Below are 18,230 nucleotides of genomic sequence, written 5' to 3'. Positions count from 1 at the left end.
TTCCTCGTTTCTGTTTGCTGTAACCAACAATCGGATTTCCATCAAGAAATCAAACCGGATGTGCGTGCCAGATTTTATTCTCAGCTTCGGGAAGATGCTTGCAGATTTCTTCGAAAAGGGTATTCGCAATTTTTTCGTCTTCAGATTCTAATTTCTGATTGTATGAAATGATGTCTGCATTCATCGGCTATAATTTAAAAACCCTTTCAAAGTTATTAATTTTGAAAGGGCTGAATATTTTAATTTTTAGATTAATTAATCATTTAATCATTTAATCATTTAATCATTTAATATTAAGAAGTAATGTCTCTTCCAATCACCAATCTCTGGATTTCAGAAGTTCCTTCGCCAATCGTACACAATTTAGAATCTCTGTAGAATTTCTCAACAGGAAAATCTTTCGTATAACCATATCCGCCGAAAATCTGAACCGCATTATTTGAAATTCTTACGCAAGCTTCAGAAGCGTATAATTTTGCCATTGCGCCTTCACGGGTCATTTTTGCTTTAGCATTTTTGAGGTCAGAAGCTCTTCTGATTAATAATTCTGAAGCGTCAATTTCTGTTGCCATATCAGCCAACATAAAGTTAACCGCCTGAAAACTTGAAATCGATTTTCCGAATTGGTGTCTTTCCTGAGCATATTTAAGCGCGGCTTTGTAAGCACCTCTTGCGATTCCCAAACTGAGAGCAGCAATAGAAATACGACCGCCATCAAGGATTTTCATCGCTTGTTTGAAACCGCTTCCCACTTCGCCCAATCGGTGAGAATCTGGAACGCGAACGTTGTCGAAAATCAATTCTGCTGTTTCCGATGCACGCATTCCTAGCTTATTTTCTTTTTTACCGGAAGTGAATCCAGCCATTCCTTTTTCCAGAACAAAAGCTGTAGAATTATTTTTTGCTCCAATTTCTCCAGTTCTTGTCATTACAACCGCAATATCGCCAGAAATAGCGTGCGTGATAAAGTTTTTTGCACCATTGATAACCCATTCGTCGCCGTCTTTGACAGCAGTTGTGGACATTCCACCGGAATCTGAACCTGTGTTGTGTTCCGTCAATCCCCAAGCGCCGATTACTTTTCCGGAAGCCAATTGTGGCAACCATTTTCTTCTTTGTTCCTCGTTTCCGAATTCATAAATATGATTCGTACAAAGTGAATTGTGTGCGGCAACAGATAATCCGATGGAAGGGTCAACCTGAGAAATTTCGTCCAAAATCGTCACATATTCCTGATAACCAAGACCGGAACCACCATATTCCTCAGGGATTACGATTCCCATAAAACCTAATTCACCTAGTTGGTGGAAGAGTTCTACAGGGAAAGTTTGGCTCTCGTCCCAATCCATAATGTTGGGGCGAATATTTTTTTCAGCAAAATCTTTTGCCGTTTCAGCTATCATTTTTAGGTTGTCCATAGTGGCAGTATCCATACTTTTATCTTTGTCGCCAAATATAGAAAAATTAGGATAAGGATAAATTATTTTTAAAATTTGTTTTTTATTCTTTATAAATCGAGGTTTTCATTATTTTAGCCTAGAATTTTTTCATAATGAATCCAAAATTAAAAACCCTTTTATTCTTTCTCGTCGGTGCTTTTGCCGGAATATTGACAATGTATCTCATTTCGAATTATAAAATCGAAAAGAAGTCAGATGCTGGAAGTCAGAAGACCGAAGTTGCGCAATCTGAGAATAAATCCGAAACTCAATTTGGTGCTGAAAAACCTTCTGAAGAAAGTTCATTAGAAGAATTGACAAATGAAACAAAAGTTATTTCTTTCGTCAAGTCCAATCATAAATTGCCCGATTATTATATCACAAAATCTGAAGCGAAAAGCAAAGGGTGGATTCCGTCAAAAGGAAATCTTTGCGACATTTTACCCGGAAAAGCAATTGGTGGTGATAAATTCAGTAACCGTGAAAAACAATTGCCAAAAGGCGAGCAATATTATGAAGCAGATGTGAATTACAACTGCGGAAATAGAGGTGCAGACCGGATTATTTTCACCAAAAATGGTGACGTCTTGCTGACAAAAGATCACTACAAGTCGTTTATCAGGCAGTAAATAGTTTTTAAAAAAGTTTTCTTTGCTGAAAAAATATTTTTTTTAATTAAATTTGTAGGTATTAATCCTTTTACAGAAGCAATTATTACTAAAAACGATGACGTATAATAGAGTTTTTTTTCCGGTATGTTTGATGGTTTCTGTAACTGCATTTTCCCAATATTCGCTGAAGCAGTGCATTGATAAATCACAGGAAAACAACAGCGTTATAAAACTGGCGGAGCAGTCTCTGGAAACGCGGGAAAAACTTCTGCAGTCTAACAAAAATAATTATCTGCCAAAAGTTGATCTTTTAGCAGGTTACAATTACATCGGTGAGCCGTTGCGGGTTAATCTGCAACAGGTAAAAGACGGCATTGTAGAAGGTACAGCCAATCAAAGCGTTTACGCAGCCAATTCGGTTTTTCAGCAGATTACAGGCCAGCCGCTTACTCAGCAGATCCAGGATGTGATTTATCAGACTTCCAAAGATATTATTGGCGCAGTCTATCCCAATTACAATCCCGCCATTGCCAAGCAAAGTTACTTTTTAGCCGGAGTGGCCGTACGGCAGCCAATCTATTTGGGTGGTAAGCTCAAAGCTTCGCAGCAACTTTCTCAGCAGCAGGTGGAGAGTGGAAAAGCTAACCTGCAAACTTCAAAAGATCTTACAGCATATAATATTGCGTTGCAGTACATTCAGATTATGTATCTTAATTCGATGATTGCTAAACAGCAGGAGAGTGTGTCGTCTTTAGATAAAAATGAAAAATATGCCGGGAACCTTATGACGGCGGAGATTATCCCGCCTTATCAGAAAAACTGGGCAGATATTGCAAAAAAACAAGCCGACACCAATCTGAAAAACCTTAATCTGGAAAAGCAGAATGCGCTGCTGATGCTCAAAGACCTGATGGGAATCTCCTTGGATGAACCTCTGGAGATTACCGAAAAACTTAATGAGAATACCGTACTTCCTCCGTTTTCTGATTCTGGGAATAATGCAGATCTCAAACTCTTGAGAAGTAAAAAAACGGAAGCAGAAACCGGACTTAACATTACCAAATCACTTTCAAAACCCAATATTTTTGCGATTGGCAATGTGCAGTTTTTCCGGAAAGATTTACCACTGATTACTCCGCCATGGCTGGTAGGTGTAGAGATGCAATGGACCTTGTTCGATCCCGAAAGAAAATCCCGAAATCTGGCGTCTGAATCGTTGGTTAAAGAAGCGGATCTGCTGATAGAACAAAAACAAAAGGCGGTAAACCTGGCGGCAAAGATTGCAGAAAACAAACTGCTGAGCCTGAAAGAACAAAGCGAAACACTGGATGCCTCACGTCAACAGACTTATACCACGACCGAAATGGTAAGAAAAAGAATGGAAAACAGCCTCTCTTCTGTAAAAGATGTGAATGATGCGCTGCAGCTGCAGTACGAAGCCGAAAAACTGTATTACACTTCTGTAGTTGCTTATCAGACGGCATTGGCTACTTATTTTTATATCAACGGGAATCCGGAAAATATTACCAACTACATCCCTTAACCTGAACAAAAAAGAATGAAAAATTTTATAAAAAATTACTGGGCCGTTTTTATTCCATTGTTTGTACTGGCGATTGCGCTGATTTACCTGCTGAAAAACAAATCATCAGATACCGATAATAATGCCGTAATTGGGATGGTAGATGCTGATTTTGTGGATGTTTCTGCTTCGCTTCCCGGTAGGGTTATTTCTTTGCTGGTAAAGGAAGGTGATGAGGTTAAAGAAGGCCAGGTTGTGGCACAGTTACAGACTTCGGAGATAGAAACCATACAGGCTCAGGTGTCCGATGCGGTAGTTATCGCACAAAATCAGCTGGATAAAGTGAACCGTGGGGTAGAGCCGGAAGTTTTGGCTTCGGCAAAAAACCTGCAGCAGATTGCGCAGCAGCAGATGGATCTGATGTCGAAAACCTACAGCCGTTTTCAGAATCTGTATGCCGAAGGCGTAGTGTCGGGACAGGAGCGTGATGTGGTTTATTTCAAATATAAAGCCGCGCAGAAAGAGCTGGAAACAGCCAGCCTTAATGTGCAGCTTTTACAGCGTGGCAATAACAAAGAGCTGAAAAACTCGGCGCAGGCACTGCTCAATCAAGCCAAAAGCAGCGAAAAACTGGCTGAGCAAATCAAAGATAATAATTCGATAAAAGCGCCCGCTTCTGGGAAAATATCAACGCTGATCTCTAATCAGGGCGAGATGGTGAATGCCGGTTACCCTATGATGACCATCCAAAAAGATCATTCTTTTTTTGTGAAATTTAATCTCCGTCAAAATCAAATCAATAAAATTGAAAAAGGCAGTGTTGTAACCATGAAAATTCCGGGTTGTACGCCGGAAACCATCAAAGGTAAAGTGGCAGAATTGGCGCCAGCATTGGGATACGCAGATTGGGTGCCCGAGAAACAGAACGGTGAGTTTGAGCTGAGAACCTTCCAGATCAAAGTAAGGCCGGAGAATCCTAATGCGGTAAAAGGTCTCCGTTCCGGGATGACGGCGCAGCTCGTTTTGGACTAATATCATTCTACATTTAACAACAATATCATTTGAAAACCATCAGCCAAATCATCATAAGAGAATGGAAACGGATTTTTTCGATTCCGAATTTCTATGTAGTTCTGCTGGTGATTCCGCCGGTGATTTTCTTTTTTTATGGATTGATTTATCAGAAGCAGTTTGCCAAAGAGCTTCCGATGGCTGTTTGGGATGAGGATCAATCTTCTGTCTCCCGAACCCTCACCGACATGATGGAGCAAAATGAAAATATCCATTTTACCCATACGGCTTTCAGCAATGCCGAGATCGAAAAGCTAATGAAAGAAGGCAAGATCTTCGGCGCTGTTCATTTCCCTAAAAATATGGAGTCTGATGCCAAGAAAAACCACCAGTCCAATATTACCTTATACACCAACGGTGCTTATCTGGTACCTGCCAAAATGATTTACAAAGGTGCAGCAGAGATTATTATCAAAGGTGGATTGGCCGTGGTGCTGGAAAAAGCCGAAAAGCAAGGGATGCCGGCGCAGACTGCCAATGCACTGGTTCAGCCGATAAAACTTAATTCAACCATTTTATACAATCCCGATTTTAATTATAAGATGTATCTCACGCCCGGGCTGATTACTGTTGGTCTGCAGATGGCGCTGATTGTGGCGGCGGTTCTTATCCTTAATCTTGAGTTTAAAAGAAATACCATTGATGACCTTTTGGAGATTTCGCATTCATCATCACAAATTGTGATCGGGAAAATGCTGGCTCATTTGTCGGTCTCGTGGATTCTTTTTGTACTGATTGCCTTTGTGGTTTTTCCTGTATATGATTTGGGGAAACCGGGTACGGACTTTAATTTTTTTATCATTTACACATTGATGGCTTTGGCTTGTATCGGGATTGGGATGATGCTGTCAGCGCTGTCAGACAATCTTCTTTTTGTGACCGATGTTGCCTTGTTTTTTACGTCGCCGGCTTTTGTTTTCAGTGGTTTTACTTTTCCGCGCTGGGCTATGCCTTGGTACGATCAGCTCTATTCTGATATAATGCCTTACACACATTTTCTGGATGGTTTTATCAAGCTTTATTTTATGCAGTTGCCTATGCATTATGCAATGCCTGAAGTTTATAAATTATTACTGTTTATAGGTGTTACATTTCCTTTGGCGGTAATTATTTTCCAGAGAAAAATTAATCTTTATCTAAAAAATCAACATTGAAAGTTGTTATCAAAATATTGAAGAGAGAGATCCGGAATGTGTCAAAAGATGCCAGCCTTTTTTTGATTCTTCTTCTGGCGCCTATTCTCTATGCTTTTATGTACGGCAGTATTTATCTTAACAAAGGTGAAGAAAAGGTAAAATTGGCGTTGGTAGATGATGATGCTACAGCCATTTCCAGAACATTGACGAGCGAACTGAATTCTACTTCTATTATTGATATTATTCCTGCAAGCGACCTGAGAGACGCTCAGGAAAAAATGTATAATGGTGAAGTTCAGGGTTATTTTTACATTCAGAAAGACCTGGAAAAACTACTGTTGTCTCAAAAACAGGCGAACGTGAATGTGGTTCTTAATGCCTCACGTTTTTTGCCGTCCAGCGATTTGCTAAGTACGGTGACCAAAGTCTGCCTGACGGTGGGCGCCGGCGTAAGAAAAACCTATTTTAACAAGCAAGGGATGAGCGATGACGAAGCTATGACAATGACCAATCCTATTAATTTGGATTACCGGCCGCTTTATAATCCTGATATGACGTATGGTTCTTTTCTGCTGCCGGGATTGTTGGCGATTATTCTTCAGCAGACTTTGCTTATTGGTGTTGCTGCAAGCTTGGCATCAGAACGGGAAGAGAAAAAACTGAAAAGTTTATACAACCTGTCCGGTCATAATATTTCTAAAATCATATTTGGCAAAAGCTTGTTGTACTTTTTTGTTTTCATGATTTTTGGGCTGTTTTTTACGGTGGTTAATTTTTCTGTTTTCGGTGTTGATGTGCGGGGCAGTTATTGGGCTTTGGCATTGGTTACAGCCATTTTTATCGCAACGGTGATTGTATTCGGGATGCTGATTGGCAGTTTTTTCAAAACCAAACTATTGACTTTTCAGGTAATGGTTTTTTCTTCTTACCCGATTTTTTTGATCACCGGATACTCGATGCCATATATTGCGTTGCCGGGGTTCATACAGTTTTGTTCGGATATGTTGCCGACTTCGCCTTTTTTGAAAGCTTATATTTCGGTGGTTCAGGAAGGTGGCTCGCTTTCGGATAATCTCCCGGCGATTATTCATCTGTTGCTGTTATGGCTTCTTTTTTCGTTGTTGCTTATTTTCAGAATTAAATATTTGACAGGGAATGAAAAATTAGGAACCCAACAAAATATTGCATAGATAATTGTCAGACTTTAATAAAAAATAATCGAAATTTGCTTTTCATCTGGCCGCAAACTAATGGTTGGGTCTCAATTATAAAAAATTATAAGATCGCCATGATTTTAAAACCTAAATACCAATAAAGATTAGGCGATTGCATATGACCATTAAAATAAGAATCTACATATGAAAACTATTTATATCGATTTCGTCAACATCGGCGATTACGAGGATTTTTACGAACAACTGAAATCAAAATTAGAATTGCCGGACTATTTTGGCGACAATCTGGATGCACTTTACGACGTGATTTCAGGCGAATTGGAAATGCCGCTTCATCTGGAATTTGTGAATATGAGCGTTGACCAATTAGAAACTTTTGAAGACCTTATGACAACCTTGGAAGATGCAGAAGATGAGGTAGCAGGTTTCACCTTTACTTATTACCTTGAACAATACGAAGATGAGGACGCAAATTCTGATGATGATGAAGACTAATACAAGAAAAGCAACCATCGACGATTTGTCTCAACTCGCACAATTGTTTGATGAGTACAGAATGTTTTATCATAAAACATCTGATTTTCTTGGAGCAGAACAATTTATTTCCGAAAGATTGGAAAACAGAGATTCCGAAATTTTTGTAGTGGAAGAGGACGGGAAATTGGGCGGTTTTGTTCAATTATACCCATTATTTTCATCCACAAGAATGAAGCGATATTGGTTGTTGAATGACCTTTATGTTAATTCAGAATATCGTGGCAAAGGTTATTCTAAAGTTTTGATAGAAGAAGCAAAAATACTTTGCAGAACATCCGATTCTTGCGGGATGTATCTGGAAACCGGCAAAGACAACCAGATTGGTAATCAATTGTACCCAAGTGCCGGCTTCAAAAAATATGATGAGGTGAATTTTTATGAATTGGAAATTGATCAATAATCAAGAGAAAAGTAAAACAATCAATTAAGAAAGGCTTCGAGAATCTCTTCCTAACAATGTTTTAAATAATTGTCATCCTGAGGTTCTCGAAGGATAAAAATATATAAGCTATGACAGATTTCGAAAAATATATCCAGCGTTATTTGGATCTGATTCCGACAGAAGATTGGTTAGACGAATTGAAAATTGTAGGGAAAGAAACCCTGGATATCTACGAAAATCTTTTTGAAGATCAATCCAATTATGCTTACGCAGAAGGCAAATGGAGCCTGAAAACGCTTTTGCAACATTTGATAGATACCGAGAAAGTTTTTGCTTACCGTGCGCTGAGGTTTTCCAGAAAAGATCAGTCTGTGGTTTCGGGATTTGATGAAGAAGCCTGGGCTAATCATTCTTATGCAGACAGCCGGACTTTGAAAAGCCTCATCAAAGAATTCAAATTAACAAGGAAACAGTCTTTTATTTTCTTTAAAACACTTCCGGAAGATGCCTTACAGCTATCCGGAACCGTCAATGAGAACAGCATCAATGTAGAAACCATCGGCAAATTAACAGTTGGCCACAATATTCATCATCTCAATATTATTAAGGAAAGGTATTTGCAGAATTTGTGAAATTGTTGATTTGTTGAATCGTAAATTCATTCGAATTTTAACAATTTTACAGTTTTACAAATCAACAATTTCACCAATCTATTTCTTTCTAGTTAAATACTTTCTCCCCGGAATAAAAAGTAACAAAGCTCCAATCACAAAAAGACATATTCTAGAAAGAAAATCGCCGCTTTTGGTATAGAACGTTTCTTTGTCAATCAGATTGATTTTTGCGGTTAATGCACCTTTTGCGCCGTATGGTAATTCATCCACAATATCTCCTCGGGAATTGATGTGAGCACTTGTACCGCTGTTGGCAGCTCTTGCAATTTCGCGTCTGGTTTCTATCGCACGGAGTTTTGCGTAAGCCAACAATTGTTTATGGCCTTGCGAAAATCCCCACCAGGAATCATTCGTCACAATCGTTAGAAGATTGGCACCTTTCTTAACATAATCCGTTACATATTCGCCATAGACACTTTCGTAGCAAATGATTGGCGCGATAACGGATTTGTTATAAGGATTTGCAAATACTTTTCGTTCTTTGGAAACGCCGAGTGAACGTGTTGTTCCGCCTAAATCCAGCATCACATCGCCTAAAATTGGTTTGAAGAAATTGATGTATGGGAAAATCTCAACACCGGGAACCAGCATCGCTTTGTGATAGACTTCCGGCTGTTGATTCGGGATGATTTGAATGGCAGAATTATATTCATCCACCCAAATGCCTTGTCTTTCAAGATAACTCGCGGTTACAGGCTTTTCCTCATCTTCTTTATAAACGTAATAGCTGGAAATTCCGCCAGCAAAAACCGATTTCGGATGTTGAGTTAAAAATGCTTTGATATTATTGATGAGCAAACTATTATTGAATCCTCGCTCACTTATAGAACCTGGTCCAGGCAAAGATGTTTCCGGCGAAAGATAAAGGTCGATGTTTTGAGTTTCTTTTCCTCTTAATGTTATAATTGAATTTTCTGACCCTAATTTTAATAGGTCACTTTCAATCGTTAAACTGTCTTTTTGATATTTCTCATTGTAAGGGTCTAAAGCCGGTTGAAGCATTGTCACATTCAAAGTTCCGACCGTTTTTGGTGCGTAATTGTAATATTTGACCAAGGAAATCAACATCGGTAAAATGATAAATCCTGCCAACATCGATACATTTTTGATGAGCGGTTTTCTCTTGCGTCCCGCTTCCCAAATTCTAAAAGTATAAAATGCCAACACATTACAAATTAAAATCCAGAAACTGCCGCCAGTGGCGCCCAAAGTGTCGTACCATTGGATAAATTGATGATAATCTGCAAAGACATTTCCAAGATTCAGCCAAGGCCAGGTGAATTCCCAAACCAAATGCAACTTCTCAAAAGCCATCCAGATCACCACAAAAAATACCAATCCGAAATACGTTCCCTGACTTCTTTTGTAAAGTCGATAAAAGTGGAAAATAATCGACATAAAAAACGCGTTGGTCAAAACCGGAAACAGAACTGCCAAGAGCGAATTGCTCCCATCCGGAAGTTTGGAATTATAAAGCCAACCGGTCGTAACCGCGTTCCAAATGACAAACGTAAGATAGGACAAACCAAATATCGCTAAGCTTTTCCTTTTGATATTACTGAATTTAGCAATGTTGTGTTCCATCATCAATAAAGGAACGAATGCGAAAAATATAAAAAATGGAATCCCGTAAGTTGGCCAAGAAATGGCGAGTAAAACTCCGGATATTAAAGCTAATAGAAGGTTCTTCATTATTATTAAATTTAATAATTTTTAATGTGTGTAAATTAATTTCCTTGGTTTCCCCGACCCTAAAGGGAGCGAAGCAAATCAATTTACTCCCTTTGGGGTCGGGGAAATAAATTGATTTTGGCTAGGAGAATCTTTTCTTCCTAATAAAATAAAATCCAGCTCCTAAAATCCCCAAAATTCCCAATGGCAGAAGCAGGTTGATCCATTGCCATTTCGAGCGTTCTTCGTCCACTCTTTCTCTGTCGAGCAAACGGATTTCAATGGTTCTGTTGCGGAGTTCCATCATATTGCTGTCGTCTAAAAGATAATCTAAGGCGTTTCTAAGGAATTGTGCGTTTCCATAATGTTCTTTGGTAAGCAGATCTTCGCCCAAAGGAAGCGGTTTTCCTTTCCAGATTTGATTTCTTGCAATGTCGCCATCGGCGATCACGAGCATTTTATTTTCTGTACTTTGAGCTTTAAAGCCTGGATAAGCATTTTTCTCACTTCTCGTCGCATACGCTGAAGTGAATTTTCCTTCCAAGGCCACAGCAAAAATCTTCGGTGGCGTAGGACGTTCCATCTCGCCGATGCTGTCTGCTCTTACAATCTCTGACAAGGCAACATAATTCGGAACCGTTTTGCTGATGGTCCTTTCGCTGGATTCGAAAAGAACTTTTGTTTTGATATTTGGTCTACCCAACGTATCAATAGAAGTTGGAAATTCGAATTTTACAGGATTGATGTTTTTTGTAATTGGATTCTTGGTTTCCGCAATTCCTAACGGAAAATAAGGCCAAAGAAAACTGCTGTATTGCGGATTGCCAGCCACTTCGCCCGAAACAATCCTGATCAAGGCCGACTTCTTCATATCCTTTGTCAAAGCAGGATTGATTCTTAATCCATAATTAAACATAAAATCTGTGAGGTTGAGATCAAGCGGATAAGCCATGATCTTCTTCGCTTGGAAAAGTGTGTCCATTTCTGCATTCACAGCATCAATCATCCATAGCGTTTTACCGCCATTCATAATATATTGGTCAAGAATGACTTTCTCTCCGTCGGTAAAAGCTTTTCTGGGTTTTGCGATGACGAGCGCATCTATTTGCTTGAGTTTCGGAACATCGGCCAAAGAAAGTTCGGTCTTGTTTTCCGGAATGACTGGGCCAACATTGTAATTTTCCATTGCAACATCCAAAAATCCACGGAATTCATCTGGACTCAATTCTTGCTGATTCACCAAAAATCCGACATTTTTGGCTGTTTCTTCCGTCATTCCTTTGATGGTCGAGGCAAAATTATATTCAAGATTCTCAATCGATTTGCTAAGTTGCGTACTTGCATCAATTCCGGATTGCTGAATGATGAGTGGAACTGCAGTGCCATAACCATTATATTTGATAGCGGCGTAAGGGAACATCACAATCTCGGAGATCTTTCCATCTTTCATATCCGGAAGGATCGAAGGCTGCATTCCCATTCCGGCCAAAGTATCTTGCGGAATTTTCTCCGCAATCGGGTCACGGAATTTGTACTCGATCTTCGGATTGATCTTTCGGAACTCGTCCAGCATAAACTTGGTCTCATTCTGGAGCTGTTTGAAAGAAGCCGGGAAATCGCCATCCAAATAGACTTCTATCGTCATCGGTTTGTTCACGCTTTCCAAAACTTTGATGGTAGAATACGAAAGTGTGTATCGTTTTTCCGCTGTGAGGTCGAAACGTTTGTAAACCAATCCGCTCATCCCGATGATTAGAAGAACAGTGATAATGATAAGGGTGATTTTATGTTTTTTATTCATCTTAATGATAATGAATTTTTATAATTTAATTTTTTTGGGCAGCTTTATCCGTCTTCCGTTCCCAATCTTTTTGCCTTAGCTTTTCCAGCCACAAAAAAGGATTTCCACTCAAGCCGGGCTGCAGATTCAGCGTTCCAATTGAAAGCCTTTTATCTTTTGACTTTTTTCTTGTCTATTTCCTTACTTCTTTTTCCAGACAAACCAACTCGCCAAACCTAATCCCAGGAATATCACGAATAAGAAATAGAAAACGTCTCTCGTATCGATCTGTCCTCTTGTGAATGCTAAAAAGTGTTGATAAAATCCAATATTTTGCAAAATATAATCTGCACTTCCCAACAATTTGTAACTCGCCAATTGCTCAATCCCAAAATACGAAATGAAACAAATGAAAACGCCCAAAAGATAAGCGGTGATCTGATTAGGTGAAAGCGATGAAGCCAAAATCCCAACTGCGGAAAAAGCCGCAATTAAAATGATCAATCCAATGTAACTTCCAAAGGTCATACTTCCGTCAATATTACCTTCAGGAACGCCCAAAACGTAAACCGTGTAGTAATAAACCAAGGATGGCAGCAAGCACAAAACGCCGACCAACCAAACAGAAAGGAATTTCCCACCAACGATTTCTGTGATCTTTACAGGTTGAGAAAATAGCCAAAATAATGTTCCGGATTGTTGCTCCTCCGCCAAAGTTCTCATACTGATCGCTGGAATGATGAACATAAAAAGCCAGGGTGAAAGCACAAAGAAACTTTGAAGCGTTGCACTTCCGATATCGAAAATATTAAAATCATTCTCGAAGAAGAATAGGAATAATGCTGATATTACACTGAAAGCGCCGATGATGATCCACGCGCTCCAGTTTCCGAAAAAATTCCAAAGTTCCTTTTTGAATATTGCGATCATAGATAAGTTTGAAAGTATTAAAGTTAAATAGTTCTTATTCTTGATTCTTTTGCCTTGAGTCTTTTGTCTTATTTCGATTCACCATTTTGACGATTGAACTTATCAAAATAATGATTCCGAAGAAACCTAAGATCAATTGCCACCAATATTCTATAACGGAATATTTGAGGATTACTGTGAAAACTACACCGAATAAAATAAAAGTTGCGATCTCATTGAACTGTCGAAGTTTGATGTTGGTGGTTGGTAAAATATCGCCATTCAGTTTTTTGAGTTCTTTCACCTTTTTCCAACACCAGAAATGGTAGATTCCCAATCCGACCAAAAATGTAAGTTTCAAATGGAACCAAGGCGTCTTCATCAATCCAGAATTCAAGAAGATCATGGTTATTCCGGATAATAGCATCAGTATTCCCGCTGGAACCGTGATGATATTCCAAAGTCTGACCGCCATGAAAATGTATTGATTTCTAAGGATCTGTTGTTTCACTTCGTCAAATTCATCTGTGTCCTTATAGTAAACAAAAAGTCTTACAAGATAGAAGATCCCGGCAAAGTAACTTACCATAAAAATAATGTGAATCGCTTTGATAATGGAATATAGCATTCAGGGGATTTTTGCAAAGATAGTCCTTATTGGTAGAAAAATAAAACGGAGAATCGCACATGGTTATTTTGAGTATTTGACGTTAAAATTGAAATAATTTTGTTGATATTGAATAAAAAATGTTTCTTTTGTAATAAATTAAAAAAAAATAATTATGAAAAGAAAATTACAATTGTTATTTGCAGTTTTCCTTGGCATACTAGGTTTTGCTCAAGCTTTGAAACCTGTTGCCAAGGAAGTTGCAGATCTCCACACAAGAAGAATAGCTTTCGAAAAGTTTACGCTTTTTAGTAAAGATACCTCAGCTCAGAAACAGGCCAAATACCAACAAGCTGCGACCGATGCAGTCACTTTGAAATTAAATCATTCCCAACTTTCGCAGATCATCAGCCAAAAACCTCAGGCTTTGGAATTGACCTTTCCTTTTGAAAACAGGGAATTGACTGTAGAATTGGTCAAAGTAGATATTTTTTCCATCGGATTCAATGTTGAAACTGATAAAGGAAAAGTAACTAATTATAATCCTGGTGTCTATTATCGTGGAATCATTAAAAATGATGTTAATTCTGTGGTGGCTTTTAGTTTCTTTGATCATGATGTTGTTGGTATCGCTTCGGTAAAGGACGGTGGAAATGTCGTTCTCGGAAAGGCTATCAACTCGGATGATTTTGTGGTCTATGATGATTTAAAACTAAGAGGAAAAAGCACTTTCCTGTGTGGGACAGATGAGCTGATGCAGAATGAAAAACAAAAAGTTTCATTTGATCCCAAAGCGAAAGCACCACTTGAAACTGCCAATTGTGTGAGAATGTATTACGAAGTCGCCAATAAACCTTATAAAAACAACGGTTCTAATGTAACGACAACCACCAATTGGATCACGGCTGTTCACAACAATATCAATACACTTTATGTGAATGACGGTGTGAAAATGACCCTTAAGAAGATTTTCATTTGGACGACCGCGGATCCTTACACGGGAGATTATAATGCTAATTTGGAAGCTTTCAGTGCCAACAGACCAACTTTTGATGGTGACCTTGCGCATCTGGTGAATGCACCTTCTACAACAAGTGTTGCCTATCTTAATTCTTTATGTACAAGTTATAAACATGCTTACTCCGGCATAGATCAAAGTTACTCCAATGTTCCTACCTATTCTTGGACGATTGGTGCAATGGCCCACGAGATGGGGCATTCTCTAGGTTCTCCACATACGCATGCCTGCGCTTGGAATGGTAATGATACAGCTATCGATGGCTGTGGACCGATGTCTGGCTATGACGAAGGTTGTGACGGCCCGATTCCTACGAAAGGAACGATCATGAGCTATTGCCATCTGAATGTGGGAATTAGTTTTGCCAATGGGTTTGGACCTCAGCCTGCGGCTTTGATAAGAACACTTGTGGACTCAAAGGCATGTCTGGGAACAGATTGCGTTACGACTTGTCCGATCACGGTATCTGCGATCACTTTCAACAGTATTGCAAAAACTAATTTTACGGCTACAATTACAGACAATACTTCTACTTCTTGGAAATACAGAGTGACCCAAATGGACGGGACGATCGTGAGATCCGGCACGACTTCTACCAAAACATTGTCTATTGATGGTTTGACGGCCAATACCTATTACAAATTATTAGTTGGGACTTTCTGTGCAGGCGAGAATGCATTCCAGACGAGCAATATGTTTTTGACCAATGATGACTGGTGTGGTAAGGCTTTCACAGATTCTGGCGGAGCAACAGTGAATTACTCGGATGCGGAGGATTTTGTGAAGACTTTCTATCCAGATTCGGCAGGTCAAAAATTGAAGTTAACGTTCAATAGTTTTGATCTGGAGGATGGCTACGACTTTATGACCATCAGAAACGGCGCGAGCGTTTCTTCTCCCATTTTCTCAGGAGCTAATAATATGACAGGTAATTTCAATCCAGGAACTTTTACTTCTACTGATACTACGGGTGCTATCACTGTTGTTTTCAAATCGGATACGTATCTTACAATGTCTGGTTGGTCTGCTGTGTTTTCTTGTAGTACACTCAGTGTTTCTGATATTGATAAAAATAAAGCTGTACTGCTTTCTCCAAATCCAGTTAGAGGTAATTTCAAAATTGATGGAGTTGATAAGATAGAGTCAGTGAGTATTTTCGATGCTTCTGGAAAACTGGTGAAAACCTTTGAAGAAGCTTCGGTTTTGAAAAATAGTTACGATGTTTCCAAATTGAAGATCGGGGGCTATATCATCAAGATCCAAGCGGCTAATGAGACCTTAAGTAAAAAATTGATCAAAGAATAATTTTATTAAATTAAGTAAAAATGGTCAAAATTATTTTTTTTTGGCCATTTTTTTTGAATAAAACTTATGATTGTTTGCTTTTAATGGAATTATTTTTTGATTTTAATTGATATAAATCGATTTTAAGATATTATTTTAATTAAACTATAATAGTTAAAATTCCATTTTTGAGATGGATTATGGTGAAAAATCGCTTTTTTTGTATCATTAATTTAATTAAAATATTATGAAGAGAATTTTACAGCTATTATTTTCTGCGGGAATGGTAGTTCTAGGTTTTTCACAAGACCTAAAGCCTATTGCCCAAAAAGTAGCGGACCAAAAGGCGAAAAATAGAAGTTTTGTGAAGATTAGCCCCTTTGCAAAAGATGTCGCTTCCAAAAATGCCATCATGTATAAAAATGAGGCTTCGGATGTGACGGTGATGCAGTTGAAGCCTTCGGAATTGCAGGCCATTGTAAATGATAAGCCTGAAGCCATGGAACTTACTTTCCCATTCGAGGATCGTGAACTTACGGTAGAATTGGTTAAGAATAATATTCTTACAACTGATTTTCAAGTCGATACAGATAAAGGAATCAAAGCTTATACCCCAGGTGTTTATTATCAGGGAATTATAAAAGGAGATAACAGTTCTGTTGTAGCCTTCAGTTTCTTTGACAATGATGTGGTAGGAGTTGCCTCCACAAATGAATTGGGAAATGTGGTTCTGGGAAAAGCCAAAAGCTCTCAGGATTTCGTCTCTTACAGCGATTACAAATTGAAACCAAAAAACCCGTTCTCGTGTGGTGCAGACCAATTACCGGAAAACGCAGCGAACAAGATCTCCTATGACCCAACTAAAAAAACTACCAATAAGCTAACTGCCAACTGTGTAAGAGTTTATTTTGAGGTAGGTTATGGACCGTATACTCAAAATGGTTCCAACGTAGCGAATACAACCAACTGGGTGACAGCTTTGTTCAACAATATCAAAACTTTGTATGATAATGAAAGCGTAAATATTGCAATGAGTTCTATTTATGTTTGGACAACAACAGATCCTTATTCTGGACAACCAGGAACGATACTTAGCCAGTTCAGAACTGCAAGGCCAACTTTTAATGGTGACCTTGCTCAGCTGATCAGAAATCCTGCAACAACTAGTGTAGCTTATGTAGATGCGCTTTGCGGAACTTACAAATATTCTTATTGTGGTGTGAATAGCCAAAATGTTGCAGTACCTACTTATTCTTGGAACATCGAAGCGATGACTCACGAATTAGGACATAATCTTGGTTCTCCGCATACACATGCTTGTGCTTGGAATGGTAATAATACCGCTATCGATGGTTGTGGACCAGCATCTGGTAATGACGAAGGTTGTGACGGGCCACTTCCCACAACTACAAAGGGAACGATCATGAGTTACTGTCATTTAGTGAATTCGGTTGGGATCAGCTTTGCGAATGGATTTGGGCCTCAGCCTGGAGACCTTATCAGGCAAACTATTGATTCTAAAGCATGTATGAGTGGTGACTGTTCCAAATCATGTGATGTGACCTTGACCAACATGACTGTGACAAACGTTACGGAAACAGGTGCTACAGTTACAATTTCAGATAATACATCTACCTCTTGGAAGTATAGGGTTTCCACAATGGACGGTACAATTGTGAGCTCAGGAACTACTTCTACAAAAGTCTTCAATGTCACGGGGCTTACTGCAAAAGTCTTCTATAAAATAGAGGCCGGAACAGATTGTTCTCCATTGTTTCAAAGGTCATTGATTATTTTACCAGGTAATAACTGGTGTGGTGAAACAGTTACAGATACTGGAGGTGAAAATGGTAATTATTCTAATAATGAAAACTGGACAAAAACATTCTATCCAAACGACTCTTCTCAAAAATTGAAGATCACATTTACGGAATTTGATATAAATGCAGGTGACTATATAATTGTAAGAAATGGCCTGACGGCAGGAGTTCCTTTTCAAGGATTAATGACCGGAAATACCTTGCCACCTGCATTTGAATCTACTCATGCAACAGGAGCGATCACTATTACTTTCAGATCGACGACCGGACAAACAAGGGCTGGTTTCAAGGCTAACTTTAGCTGTACGGCGCTTGCAGTGGATGACGTTATCAATTCCAAAGATATTTCGTTGTCTCCAAATCCGGTTAAAAGCCAATTCACTTTGAATGGAATTAACAAGATTACTGCAGTTGAGATATATGATAATTCAGGGAAATTGGTGAAGCAGTTTGAAGCTGATAGTTTATCAAAAAATACATTCGATGTTTCTAGACTGAAAACTGGAAACTATGTTGTGAAGATAAAAACAGCAAACGAAAGTTTCAGTAAGAAATTGATAAAACAATAATATTGATACTCGTAGTGCATTATTA

At 38.8% G+C, this 18,230-nt stretch carries 16 protein-coding genes; 10 read left to right on the top strand and 6 right to left on the bottom strand.

The features are described 5' to 3' along the window. Nucleotides 1-49 precede the first annotated feature (49 nt). Entirely contained in the window at nt 50-184 is a 135-nt protein-coding gene (locus AXA65_RS20430; protein ID WP_317040325.1) for a hypothetical protein, read from the bottom strand. A 109-nt stretch (nt 185-293) separates the two neighbouring features. Next, a complete protein-coding gene (locus AXA65_RS00925; protein ID WP_228391594.1) occupies nt 294-1,433 on the bottom strand; it encodes an acyl-CoA dehydrogenase family protein in 1,140 nt (379 codons plus the stop codon). A gap of 119 nt (nt 1,434-1,552) precedes the next feature. Between AXA65_RS00925 and AXA65_RS00920 the strand changes: the two genes are divergently transcribed. From AXA65_RS00920 to AXA65_RS00885, 8 genes are all read left to right on the top strand, one after another. Next, a complete protein-coding gene (locus tag AXA65_RS00920; RefSeq protein WP_063968262.1) occupies nt 1,553-2,068 on the top strand; it encodes a ribonuclease domain-containing protein in 516 nt (171 codons plus the stop codon). Nucleotides 2,069-2,165: 97 nt separating this feature from the next. Next, nucleotides 2,166-3,593: a TolC family protein gene (locus AXA65_RS00915; RefSeq protein WP_086048024.1), complete on the top strand. Its 1,428-nt coding sequence runs from the start codon at nt 2,166-2,168 to the stop codon at nt 3,591-3,593. A gap of 15 nt (nt 3,594-3,608) precedes the next feature. After that, entirely contained in the window at nt 3,609-4,604 is a 996-nt protein-coding gene (locus tag AXA65_RS00910; protein WP_063968261.1) for an HlyD family secretion protein, read from the top strand. Between the two features lie 29 nt (nt 4,605-4,633). Next, complete coding sequence (locus AXA65_RS00905) at nt 4,634-5,797, top strand: ABC transporter permease (RefSeq protein WP_063968260.1); 1,164 nt, start codon at nt 4,634-4,636, stop codon at nt 5,795-5,797. Continuing rightward, nucleotides 5,794-6,969: an ABC transporter permease gene (locus tag AXA65_RS00900; RefSeq protein WP_063968259.1), complete on the top strand. Its 1,176-nt coding sequence runs from the start codon at nt 5,794-5,796 to the stop codon at nt 6,967-6,969. The genes AXA65_RS00905 and AXA65_RS00900 overlap by 4 nt, the downstream gene beginning before the upstream one ends. Nucleotides 6,970-7,137: 168 nt before the next feature. After that, entirely contained in the window at nt 7,138-7,449 is a 312-nt protein-coding gene (locus tag AXA65_RS00895; RefSeq protein WP_063968258.1) for a barstar family protein, read from the top strand. Beyond that, complete coding sequence (locus AXA65_RS00890) at nt 7,439-7,891, top strand: GNAT family N-acetyltransferase (RefSeq protein WP_063968316.1); 453 nt, start codon at nt 7,439-7,441, stop codon at nt 7,889-7,891. The genes AXA65_RS00895 and AXA65_RS00890 overlap by 11 nt, the downstream gene beginning before the upstream one ends. Nucleotides 7,892-8,001: 110 nt before the next feature. Continuing rightward, on the top strand, nt 8,002-8,505 hold the full coding sequence (locus tag AXA65_RS00885; protein ID WP_063968257.1) for a DinB family protein: 504 nt from the start codon (nt 8,002-8,004) through the stop codon (nt 8,503-8,505). 78 nt (nt 8,506-8,583) lie between these two features. Here AXA65_RS00885 and lnt read toward each other — a convergent pair whose 3' ends face one another. The 4 genes from lnt to AXA65_RS00865 form a co-directional block, all read right to left on the bottom strand. Continuing rightward, entirely contained in the window at nt 8,584-10,239 is a 1,656-nt protein-coding gene (gene lnt, locus AXA65_RS00880) for an apolipoprotein N-acyltransferase (RefSeq protein WP_063968256.1), read from the bottom strand. 121 nt (nt 10,240-10,360) lie between these two features. Then, the gene (gene gldG / locus AXA65_RS00875) at nt 10,361-12,019 is read right to left on the bottom strand and encodes a gliding motility-associated ABC transporter substrate-binding protein GldG (RefSeq protein ID WP_256333816.1); all 1,659 of its coding nucleotides are present in this window, start codon (nt 12,017-12,019) and stop codon (nt 10,361-10,363) included. A gap of 180 nt (nt 12,020-12,199) precedes the next feature. Further along, the gene (locus tag AXA65_RS00870; protein ID WP_063968254.1) at nt 12,200-12,928 is read right to left on the bottom strand and encodes an ABC transporter permease subunit; all 729 of its coding nucleotides are present in this window, start codon (nt 12,926-12,928) and stop codon (nt 12,200-12,202) included. A 34-nt stretch (nt 12,929-12,962) separates the two neighbouring features. After that, the gene (locus tag AXA65_RS00865) at nt 12,963-13,535 is read right to left on the bottom strand and encodes a CopD family protein (RefSeq protein WP_063968253.1); all 573 of its coding nucleotides are present in this window, start codon (nt 13,533-13,535) and stop codon (nt 12,963-12,965) included. Between the two features lie 154 nt (nt 13,536-13,689). Between AXA65_RS00865 and AXA65_RS00860 the strand changes: the two genes are divergently transcribed. Both AXA65_RS00860 and AXA65_RS00855 read left to right on the top strand, forming a co-directional pair. After that, on the top strand, nt 13,690-15,837 hold the full coding sequence (locus AXA65_RS00860; protein ID WP_063968252.1) for a M12 family metallo-peptidase: 2,148 nt from the start codon (nt 13,690-13,692) through the stop codon (nt 15,835-15,837). Nucleotides 15,838-16,063: 226 nt separating this feature from the next. Next, nucleotides 16,064-18,205 (top strand): M12 family metallo-peptidase, encoded by a 2,142-nt coding sequence (locus tag AXA65_RS00855; protein ID WP_228391593.1) that lies wholly within the window; start codon nt 16,064-16,066, stop codon nt 18,203-18,205. Nucleotides 18,206-18,230: the final 25 nt, after the last annotated feature.

It is taken from the genome of Chryseobacterium sp. FP211-J200 (assembly GCF_001643375.1).
GTDB classification, from domain to species: domain Bacteria; phylum Bacteroidota; class Bacteroidia; order Flavobacteriales; family Weeksellaceae; genus Epilithonimonas; species Epilithonimonas ginsengisoli.
This window is presented reverse-complemented; position numbering and strand designations above follow the sequence as displayed.

What these genes read in the sequence shown, in the direction of transcription:
- AXA65_RS20430 (WP_317040325.1), bottom strand. Translation starts at nt 184, where the DNA reads ATGAATGCAGACATCATTTCATACAATCAGAAATTAGAATCTGAAGAC.
- AXA65_RS00925 (WP_228391594.1), bottom strand. Translation starts at nt 1,433, where the DNA reads ATGGATACTGCCACTATGGACAACCTAAAAATGATAGCTGAAACGGCA.
- AXA65_RS00920 (WP_063968262.1), top strand. Translation starts at nt 1,553, where the DNA reads ATGAATCCAAAATTAAAAACCCTTTTATTCTTTCTCGTCGGTGCTTTT.
- AXA65_RS00915 (WP_086048024.1), top strand. Translation starts at nt 2,166, where the DNA reads ATGACGTATAATAGAGTTTTTTTTCCGGTATGTTTGATGGTTTCTGTA.
- AXA65_RS00910 (WP_063968261.1), top strand. Translation starts at nt 3,609, where the DNA reads ATGAAAAATTTTATAAAAAATTACTGGGCCGTTTTTATTCCATTGTTT.
- AXA65_RS00895 (WP_063968258.1), top strand. Translation starts at nt 7,138, where the DNA reads ATGAAAACTATTTATATCGATTTCGTCAACATCGGCGATTACGAGGAT.
- AXA65_RS00890 (WP_063968316.1), top strand. Translation starts at nt 7,439, where the DNA reads ATGAAGACTAATACAAGAAAAGCAACCATCGACGATTTGTCTCAACTC.
- AXA65_RS00885 (WP_063968257.1), top strand. Translation starts at nt 8,002, where the DNA reads ATGACAGATTTCGAAAAATATATCCAGCGTTATTTGGATCTGATTCCG.
- lnt (WP_063968256.1), bottom strand. Translation starts at nt 10,239, where the DNA reads ATGAAGAACCTTCTATTAGCTTTAATATCCGGAGTTTTACTCGCCATT.
- gldG (WP_256333816.1), bottom strand. Translation starts at nt 12,019, where the DNA reads ATGAATAAAAAACATAAAATCACCCTTATCATTATCACTGTTCTTCTA.
- AXA65_RS00870 (WP_063968254.1), bottom strand. Translation starts at nt 12,928, where the DNA reads ATGATCGCAATATTCAAAAAGGAACTTTGGAATTTTTTCGGAAACTGG.
- AXA65_RS00865 (WP_063968253.1), bottom strand. Translation starts at nt 13,535, where the DNA reads ATGCTATATTCCATTATCAAAGCGATTCACATTATTTTTATGGTAAGT.
- AXA65_RS00860 (WP_063968252.1), top strand. Translation starts at nt 13,690, where the DNA reads ATGAAAAGAAAATTACAATTGTTATTTGCAGTTTTCCTTGGCATACTA.
- AXA65_RS00855 (WP_228391593.1), top strand. Translation starts at nt 16,064, where the DNA reads ATGAAGAGAATTTTACAGCTATTATTTTCTGCGGGAATGGTAGTTCTA.